The organism is Flavitalea sp. (genome assembly GCF_035489435.1).
In the GTDB taxonomy this organism is placed as follows: domain Bacteria; phylum Bacteroidota; class Bacteroidia; order Chitinophagales; family Chitinophagaceae; genus DATHKG01.
Genome location: NZ_DATHKG010000182.1, coordinates 22,426 through 29,178, shown reverse-complemented (window position 1 = coordinate 29,178; position 6,753 = coordinate 22,426). Strand labels below are relative to the sequence as shown.

Below are 6,753 nucleotides of genomic sequence, written 5' to 3'. Positions count from 1 at the left end.
TATGCCCGTCAACATGGATGAATACAAAGAAAAACAACGGAAACAACAAATAGCTACCTTAGAAAAAAAACTCGCTAAATTAACAAACCAAGCAGCATGATTGAGCTCGGTGAAAGAAGTTATATAAAAGTGGTGAGTGGTAAGTGGTGAGTTGTGTGTTTGAATTTGTCAATTGAAGGCCCGTCATTATACTGTCCGTCCTTAAATTGTCCTTGCTTGGATAGTCCTTGCTTGAATAATCCCTGCTTGTATTACTACCTCTTGAATTTCTGTCACTGAATTAAGTTAACCGTCTACGGTCTTTTAAAGTAATTCAGGGGGAAAGAATGATATAATCTTCCGTAATAAATAAAGACGTCATTGTATTGTCAACTGGTATTGTCAGCTGTATTGTGCGCTGTATTGTCAGCTGTATTTGTATTGTCAACCTAAACGAGATCATACATAAGAATAAAATCTATCTGGTCGTTTTGTTGAGGCTATAGCCATTTTCATTAACTTTATTCACGCAAATACAATATTAGTTTTTACTATAATGTCAATCACAAGGAGAAATTTTCTGGTTAAAACAGGTGGGATGATAGTACCTGCTATGCATGCTTTGGGTATGATGATTCCGGCAGAGGCCCATGCATTCAGGTTAGAGGGAGAATCGGAGGGCAAACATGTATTGATACTTGGTGCAGGGCTTGCGGGTTTAACCATTGCTTATGAGTTGCAGAAGCTTGGATACAAGTGCACAATACTTGAGGCAAGAGAAAGAACAGGTGGGCGTTGCTGGAGTGTCAGGAAGGGATCTAAGAGAATAGAGAACGGCGGGTCGGAACAAAAGGCTGCTTTTGATGAAGGGATGTATTTCAACGCCGGGCCATCAAGAATACCACATCATCATGCACTGACACTCCATTATTGCAGGGAATTTAATGTACCGATACAGGTTTACAACAACGTTAATGAATCGACATATTATTATAGCGAAGGCTCCGGATCATTATCAAACAAAAAAATAAGAGTACGCGAAATACATAATGATGTCCGCGGACATCTCAACGAATTACTTGCAAAGGCAGTAGATCAGAACAAGCTTGACGAATCTCTGACCAAAGAGGACGGCGAAAAGATTCTGGAATATATCAGGGCCGAGGGTGGATTAAACATCGATAAATTGTACCGCGCTTCAGAAAGACGGGGCTATATTGAAAATCCAGGGGCCGGAGATCGTGCCGGGAAACTGGCCGAACCACATAAGCTGGCTGCGATCGTGTCATCAGGACTTATGGGTCCGGATTTTTATAATGTTGCCGAATATACCTATGAATTACAGATGACCATGTTCCAGACCGTTGGGGGTATGGACAAGATTGCCGAAGCTATTACTTCGCGGGTAGGAAAGATTATTCAAACAGGCGCAGAGGTGAGTTCTATTACCAACACGAGTGAAGGAGTAAAGGTTAAATACAAACAATCCGGATCAGAAAAAATGATCGAAGCAGATTTTTGCGTTTGTACGATACCGTTACCTGTGCTCGGTAACATCGAACATAATTTTCAATCAGATACCAGCCGTGCCATTGATTTTGTTCCTTATATTAATACCGGTAAAATCGGGCTTCAGTTTAAGAGAAGATTCTGGGAAGAAGATGAACACATCTACGGAGGGATTACACATACAAACAATGACCTTACACAGATATTTTATCCATCCTATGACTATCTTGGAAAAAAAGGTGTGCTGATTGGGTATTACAATTTTAATGATAAAGCCAGAAAAACCGGGAATCTAAATTTTCAGGCGAGAGAAAAACTTGCCTTGGAACAAGGCAGGAAAATTCATCCGCAATATGATACCGAATTTGAAAGTTCTTTTTCTGTGAGTTGGGAAAAAACAAAATATAGCCAGGGTGGATGGTCCTTATATAATTCCGAATCAAGACAGACGAGTTATAAGGCTTTGAACAAACCGGATGGCAATACATATTTTGCAGGTGAACATGTAACTTATCTGAATTCATGGATGGCCGGGGCTTTCGAGTCGGCCAGGAAGGTAACAACAGATCTGCATGCAAGGGTTACAGGACAAAGGGTCGCATACCCGGCGACAGCCCGATGAATAATATGATTATAATAAAACCAAACTATAAAAATATGGCTGCACCAATGAATCGTAGAAACTGGCTTAAAGCCAGCACACTGCTAACAGGAGGTCTCGCATTTGCTCCCGCTACCTGGAACAAGCTGGAAGCTTCACCGGCTAACAATTTCACAACCCGAGAAAGGTCTGTTTCAGATGCTGAAATTCTCGCCGACGCTCCGGTGTTGAAAGCTCGTTTATCCGCAAATGAAAATCCTTTCGGTCCTTCTGAGAAAGCTAAAATTGCGATCACGGGTGCTATGGCAGCCAGCTATCAATATGGTTTCATGGGTAACAGGTTACTGGCCCAGAAAATTGCAATTAATGAAAAGGTCGAAAATAATATGGTGTTACTCGGTGCAGGTTCGACACCTATTTTGCAAGCGACTGCTATTCATTTTAGCAGGGAAGGCGGCAATATTGTAACCGGCGATCCGAGCTATGCCGATCTTCCGGAACATGCTACAAATTTTAATACAAAATGGATCAAAGTTCCTTTGACAGCAGATTACAAGCTTGACCTGGATGAAATGGAAAAAACAATTGACGTAAATACCAGGCTTGTCTGTATCTGTAATCCGAACAATCCTACAGGAACCGTACTTGAAACTGAAAAGCTGAAGTCCTTCTGTGAGCGTGTTTCAAAAAAGGTACCTGTATTTGTTGACGAGGCCTATATTGATTATTTGCCGGATCCACAGGCGTCCACAGTACTTGACCTGGTCAGGGCTGGCAATAACATCATCGTAGCAAGAACTTTTTCAAAATTATATGGCTTTGCAGGATTAAGAGTTGGTTATGCGATAGCGCCAAAATCGATCCTGGCTAAGCTTGAGCTTTACAATAGTGACGGGTCACTTTCACACTTATCTGTACAAGCCGCCCTTGTTGCTTATGAAGACAAGGAATATCTCAGGTCTGCTTTGGAAAAAACTTTGGCAAGCAGGGAATATCTTTACTCGGTGCTGAAAGCAGAAGGCTATGATTATATTCCTTCTTCAGCAAATTTTGTGATGTTCCCTATCAAAATGGATGGCAGGAGATTTAGCGAAGAGATGATGAAAAGAAGCGTAAGCATCCGCTACTGGAAATTCAATGATAAAAACTGGTGCAGGGTAAGTATCGGGACAATGGATGAGATGAAGGCATTTGCAGAAGCATTCAAACAGATTTCTTAAGTATGCTTATAATAAAATTTATATTTCGCAATCACATTTCTTAATCAACACAAAATTTCGTGAGAAAGTCAATTATATTTTCAGGTTTGATGGTCGTAGCAACAATTATGGCAATTGCACAGGACTTAACTCCGCGGCCTATGACCATGGAAGAATACGATAAAGCGAAGACTTATATTGTAAAGGATTTAGATAAAGACACCTATGTTAAGTTCGGTTCCGACTATGTGCTTGACCGTTATGAAATGCGGAAGCCTTATTTTATCACTGGCGACGATGGGTTAAAGAAGAGGATTGATCTTTACAAGCTGATCTCCAAAGATGGCATGCAGGAGTTGGGCACACAAATATTTTATACAAACGAAAAAGGCAAGCTGTTTGTGGCGATACAACCAAATTTTACAGCCAATCCCAAAATCTGGGAAAAGTATTTTGAAGATATACATGCCATAGACAAGGTCGAAAAAAACTTTGTTCTAAAACTTTCTTATATCCTTTCAAAAGAAATGAGTTTCCAGTTATATAAATCAATGAATAATGGGAAGGACATGAAGGAAGAATCAGGTACCTATGGAACTGATATCTGTTTTCCCGGTTCACAGGCAGTTGCCATGGCTGACGGCTCCTCAAGGCTTCTGCGCGAAATCAAGACCGGCGACAAAGTGATCACTATTGATCCCCTGACAAAAAAGACAGTGGTGGCAGCCGTGAGCAAGCTGATTTCTCATGAAGCTAAAAATTATGCGATAACGACCCTTCTGGTAGTGAATGCGCAGGAGTCTGTAACAAAAAATGGGGTAAATGTGGTCATTCACGCCAAAGTGATTGAAGCTACACCCAACCACCCGATGTTAACCAGCGAAAATGTGAAGAAGAAAATGGGCGATATATTAATTGGCGAATCTGTTGTTTGTACCAACAGTATCACAAAAGAATTTGAACATTACAGAGTGATAAATAAAATTGAAAAAGCTGGCGGCTTACAAAAAGTATATAACATGGAACTTGACAAGGGCACGACAGCAGTGTTGAATGAAGTGATAGTAATGCAAAAATGATAATCGGAGATAAGCGATGAGTTATGAGTTATGAGTGGAGTCGACCCTGTAACATATTTAGTGTTTTACGACGTATTGAGTACAGATAAAATACTGAAGTTGAAGAAAAAGATTGCAGCAGACAAATGGCGACACTTCTATGTAGGAATTCCAATGGGCATCGTTCTCCAGATGCTTGCCCGGTGGCTCTATAATCCACCATTAATTTATGCAGTGTTGCTCGCGCTCGCGGGTGTTATAGTCATAAGTTATGGTTTTGAACTCTTTTCAAAAATTACAGGGTTTGGTGTTTATGACTTCATGGATGCAGTCGCTTCCGTAATCGGTGGTGTGATAGGAATTGGCCTGGTTCTGATCAGTTTATGGCTTTTTATCAATTGATTTTTTGTCAGAGAAAGATACTGACATAGGGTTGACAGTAGCTGCTATTAGCTTTGTTAAACACAAAAACTCAAAGCCATGACAGTCTTAGAACTTTTAACCCGGGAATTTGAACAGGAAGCAATTACCACCCGCAACATGTTATCAAGGATACCGGATGACAAATTTGACTGGAAACCTCATCCCAAAAGCATGGATGTCAAAACCCTGTCCACCCATATCGCAGAATTGCCATCCTGGATACCTATGGCGATGAATACAGACGAGCTGGATTTTGCCACCGCGAATTACAACCCTCAGCCAATCAGTTCCACGAAAGATCTCCTGAATTATCTTGAAAAGAATCTTGAACTTGGAAAGACAGCTCTGGTCAATGCAGACCCAGGTAAATTTGAAGAGCCCTGGGTTTTGAGAACAGGCGATAAGATACATGTCAACACTAACCGTTATGGGCTGATCAGGACTTCACTGTCACAGATCATTCACCATCGGGCACAATTGGGGGTATTTTTGCGGGTTTTGGATATCCCAATCCCTGGCAGCTATGGACCGAGTGCGGATGAAATGAATTTTTAAGCAAAAATCCATTACACAAAACAAAACGACGGATTAGGATTAGATAGATCAGGATTAGATGGACTAGAATTAATGGTGGACCAGGAATAACGATGGAGCATCATTAACGATAGACCAGGAGTTACGATAGTCCAGGATCTAAGAAACGATGAAACGAATAAACGGATACTGCTAAAACAGATTCTACTGAATGGAACCCCTCAAGAATATTTATAATGATGTTTTTTTCAAGTCAATGGTAAAGGTTCTGTCTACCGTAGTGCCCGCTTTCAAAAAAAATGAATTTCTTGCTGCCATTCAGGGAGGTGAATGGCAGCAATTGGAATTAAAGCAACGTATACGTCGTATCAGCACGGAGCTTGGGCATTTTCTTCCCGGCAACTATAGTGAGCAGGTTGATGCAATTTGCGATATGATAAATCATCTTCAGCATCAACAGGTAAAACAAAATTCTTTTCCATGGTTATTTCTTCCGGATTTTCTGGAAGTTTATGGCCTGCAGGATATGAACATCTCGCTTAATGCGATGGAAATTATTACTGCCTATATCAGCTGTGAATTTGCCGTCAGGCCATTTCTCCTTGCAGATCCGGAAACAGTAATGAAGAAGATGATGAAATGGAGTAAACATTCCAACGAAAACGTCAGGCGGTTTTCCAGTGAAGGTTGCCGTCCAAGACTGCCCTGGGGTAAAGCCATACCCTCCTTCAAAAAAGATCCTTCTCCGATATTACCAATACTGGAAAACCTGATGGATGATCCTTCAGAATTTGTAAGAAAAAGTGTTGCCAATAACATCAATGATATTGCCAAAGATCATCCTGATATAGTGCTAAATCTCATTAAGAAATGGAAGAGTAAATCGAAGAATACGGATTGGATCCTCAGGCATGGAGCGAGGACATTATTGAGAAAAGCAGATCCTGGCATTTATAAGCAATTTGGATTATCGGGTAGCCATGACTGTGAACTCAGCAAATTTACACTCTCAAAAAAATCCATATCCCTTGGTAAATCGCTTGAGCTTGAATTTTCCCTTAACAACAAGGCCAGTGTTGAACAATTATTCCGGGTGGAACTTGGTGTATACTATATGAAATCTGGTGGAAGTAGCAGCCGTAAACTGTTTAAAATAACAGAGAATACATTTGAGCCTTCCACAATCTACAAATTCAAAAGACGTATTGATTTCACAGATCTTACCACAAGAAAACATTATGCAGGCAAACATGCGGTAAGCATAGTCGTTAACGGAAAAGAACTCGAAACAAAGTATTTTAATGTAAGTCGAAATTGATTTCAGGCTTTCATACCAGCTCGACAAATAAATATGGATGATCCTCACCAGTCATCACTTACATCTCTAACCCTCATTAACTTAACTCGCCACTCACCACTTACCACTCACCACTTATTTCATAACTCATAA

General features: G+C 40.6%; 6 protein-coding genes. All 6 read left to right on the top strand.

All coding sequences use genetic code 11. The annotated features are described in order from the left end of the window. Window positions 1–577: 577 nt before the first annotated feature. Window positions 578–2,110, top strand: a complete 1,533-nt coding sequence (locus VK664_RS29185; RefSeq protein WP_461402276.1) for a flavin monoamine oxidase family protein — start codon at window positions 578–580, stop codon at window positions 2,108–2,110. Between the two features lie 35 nt (window positions 2,111–2,145). Beyond that, window positions 2,146–3,309 (top strand): pyridoxal phosphate-dependent aminotransferase, encoded by a 1,164-nt coding sequence (locus tag VK664_RS29180; protein ID WP_461402275.1) that lies wholly within the window; start codon window positions 2,146–2,148, stop codon window positions 3,307–3,309. Between the two features lie 59 nt (window positions 3,310–3,368). Continuing rightward, window positions 3,369–4,367 carry a Hint domain-containing protein gene (locus VK664_RS29175; RefSeq protein WP_461402274.1) on the top strand — a complete coding sequence of 333 codons (999 nt, stop codon included), beginning with the start codon at window positions 3,369–3,371 and terminating at the stop codon, window positions 4,365–4,367. A gap of 99 nt (window positions 4,368–4,466) precedes the next feature. Continuing rightward, window positions 4,467–4,748 (top strand): hypothetical protein, encoded by a 282-nt coding sequence (locus tag VK664_RS29170; protein WP_461402273.1) that lies wholly within the window; start codon window positions 4,467–4,469, stop codon window positions 4,746–4,748. A 78-nt stretch (window positions 4,749–4,826) separates the two neighbouring features. Continuing rightward, on the top strand, window positions 4,827–5,324 hold the full coding sequence (locus VK664_RS29165; RefSeq protein WP_461402272.1) for a DinB family protein: 498 nt from the start codon (window positions 4,827–4,829) through the stop codon (window positions 5,322–5,324). Between the two features lie 190 nt (window positions 5,325–5,514). Further along, complete coding sequence (locus VK664_RS29160) at window positions 5,515–6,621, top strand: DNA alkylation repair protein (protein ID WP_461402271.1); 1,107 nt, start codon at window positions 5,515–5,517, stop codon at window positions 6,619–6,621. Window positions 6,622–6,753: the final 132 nt, after the last annotated feature.

Bases quoted from the DNA above. Each gene is read 5' to 3' on its own strand.
- VK664_RS29185 (WP_461402276.1), top strand. From the start codon at position 578: ATGATAGTACCTGCTATGCATGCTTTGGGTATGATGATTCCGGCAGAG.
- VK664_RS29180 (WP_461402275.1), top strand. From the start codon at position 2,146: ATGGCTGCACCAATGAATCGTAGAAACTGGCTTAAAGCCAGCACACTG.
- VK664_RS29165 (WP_461402272.1), top strand. From the start codon at position 4,827: ATGACAGTCTTAGAACTTTTAACCCGGGAATTTGAACAGGAAGCAATT.
- VK664_RS29160 (WP_461402271.1), top strand. From the start codon at position 5,515: ATGGAACCCCTCAAGAATATTTATAATGATGTTTTTTTCAAGTCAATG.